The sequence below is a fragment of the Pseudoalteromonas sp. OF5H-5 genome (genome assembly GCF_021530695.1).
Classification (GTDB): domain Bacteria; phylum Pseudomonadota; class Gammaproteobacteria; order Enterobacterales; family Alteromonadaceae; genus Pseudoalteromonas.
In genome coordinates this window covers 1-2,335 of sequence record NZ_JAKGBF010000048.1, presented here as the reverse complement: position 1 = coordinate 2,335, position 2,335 = coordinate 1, and the positions used below count along the sequence as shown (strand labels likewise).

The 2,335-nt window shown below is 42.5% G+C and carries 2 protein-coding genes; both read right to left on the bottom strand.

From position 1 onward, the window contains the following. Positions 1-317: 317 nt before the first annotated feature. Positions 318-1,409, bottom strand: coding sequence for an IS91 family transposase (locus L1271_RS24540; RefSeq protein ID WP_235369045.1), 1,092 nt, complete (start codon positions 1,407-1,409; stop codon positions 318-320). Continuing rightward, entirely contained in the window at positions 1,406-2,239 is an 834-nt protein-coding gene (locus L1271_RS24535; RefSeq protein ID WP_235369044.1) for a tyrosine-type recombinase/integrase, read from the bottom strand. The genes L1271_RS24540 and L1271_RS24535 overlap by 4 nt, the downstream gene beginning before the upstream one ends. Positions 2,240-2,335 lie beyond the last annotated feature (96 nt).

Sequence of the window (2,335 nt, the reverse complement as noted above, 5' to 3'; positions counted from 1 at the left end):
TAACATTTTAGTATTTATGCGACACGCAGTTTGTGTTGCATAATCGCTTGTTGGACTGAGCTGCTACCTGCTCGGTGTGACAGAGTTGGTGTTGTTTATGCTATAGGAATTTGCTTTTTAGAGGCTCTCACTTTCCTAGCTAGTGTAATCAGTTTAGCTAGTGTTATGTAAGCTTTCCCTGCATTGCTCAGCGCTTATTATGTATTCATTACACCTAAATTTTCCTTAATAAGCAATTATATTTTTTAGCGTACAGAGGCCGCTAGCCTGAGCTATTAAGCAGGTTAACTAATTGATTTTGAGCAGCTATCGAGCTGCTAACTCGTTCGGTCTACTTTGGTCGGTGTTGCATCTAACTTGAATACGCCAATTAGCCGCAAGATACCTACCTTACAATGCTGACAAGGCCAATTCGGTATCAATGTCACGTTTTCTCCTGCCTTTGGCCTCTTTGCTCTGCATGTGCATGACGCCTGCGACCTTATCAGCGCTAACTTTCGCTTGCGACATGCATTGGCTAAAAAACCGTAATGCCGAATACGCATAAATCCTTTCGGTAGTACATGCTGCAAATAACGCCGTAAGAATTCGTCATTACTCAGTGTCATCACTTTATCACGATTATCATCTGCGTAATCTCGGTATTTGAAGCTCACCGACTGTGCATTCGCTGTCACTAAACGTGATTCAGACATCACGCCTTTTCGGGTATACCGTGCTAGGTAACTTACTAGCTTTTCACTGTAAGCTAAGCAGGCTTTGCTATACACGCACCACTTTGTTGGCGTGTTTATCTTCACGAGTGACGTATTAAAATCACTAAGCGCCGCTAGCATTTTTCCTCTAAAGACCGTTGATAACGCTTTAACGGGATATAAATAGCCTTTTTCTATCTCATTCCATTGAGTCTTATCGAGCGTACCTGCTGGGATTAAACAGTGTAAATGAATATGCTGACTTAAATTTTGCCCCCAAGTATGCAAGACGCTAGTCATTCCTAATTGGCCGTGCCCTTTTCGGTTAGCAAATTTACTCAAGGTTTGCCATGCTGCTTTGAATAAACACTGGTATAAGGCACTTGGGTTATAGTGAGCAATGGCATTAAGTTCATGAGGAAGCGTAAAGACAAGGTGGAAATAGCGGCATGGCAATAAGTTCTCTTGCTGCTTTTGTATCCACCTTGCCGTTGCCATTCCTTGACACCGTGGACAATGGCGGTCTCGGCAGCTGCACCCAATCTGCTGTGACTCACCGCAGTTATCGCACTGCCATGTTTGATAACCGAGCTGACCCGTTCTGCATGATTGAAGATGCTGACAGACGCGTTGCTGCTGATAGCTCATTATATGATGTTGCCGATAATGCCCAAGGCTCGAATTTAAAATATCAGCGAGATGTAAAGTGCTCATGGTTTAACCCAACTTGCGAGTAAATCAACACCACCATGCCCCAATTCGGGTAACCAATGTAAGTAGCTTTGCGTGGTTTTAATATCACTGTGTCCAAGCTGATGTTGAAGTTGGTGCAACGGCATGCCTGATTCAAGTTGATGTGTTGCATAAGCATGGCGTAGTGCATGTGGATTACAGTGAGTTAAGCCGCAATGTCGTGCATGTTCACGTAATGGTCTCCTGAAGCTTGATGCTGACATGGGTTTATCCATTAACCATCGTGAGTAAAACATCCAACCCGTTGGGTGATACATTTTCCAGTAACTACGTAATTGGTTAAGTACGCTATCGGAGGCCACCACATAGCGTGACTTATCTCCTTTACCTTGTTCAATTAAAATGGTTTTTCGCTTTCCATCAATGTCTTGCACTTTAATATGCAAAAGCTCACCAATGCGTAAGCCACAACCATAGCAAACCACAATTAACGTTTTTAATCGCATATCCGTACAGTTTTCTATCAACCGCCGAATATCGTCTCGAGATAAATAGGTTGGTGCGCGAGTCTTCGCTTTTGGTAATGCGATATCTAGGTTCAGCGGTCGGTGTAAAATATGTTTAAACAAAAACCAAATACTATTTATTTGTACTTTTTGGCTTGCTCTAGAGAGTTTACGAATAGCCGGATCATTAAAAAAGGTATTCAGTTCATCATCGGTAATTGAATCGAGTGGTTTATTGAAATAGTGACTCAGTTTAAGTAGATGCTCACAGTAACTTTTGCATGTACGTTGCGAATACCCTAGGTAGGCTATTTCTGTTTTGACTTGTTCTATGAGTGGGTTCATGACTTACCTCCAAGTTATGGGATAACCTCAAGGTAAGTGTGGCTCAGTTGGTGAGAGTAGGATCTCCGCGTAGCGGCTTAGTTCAACAATTTAATA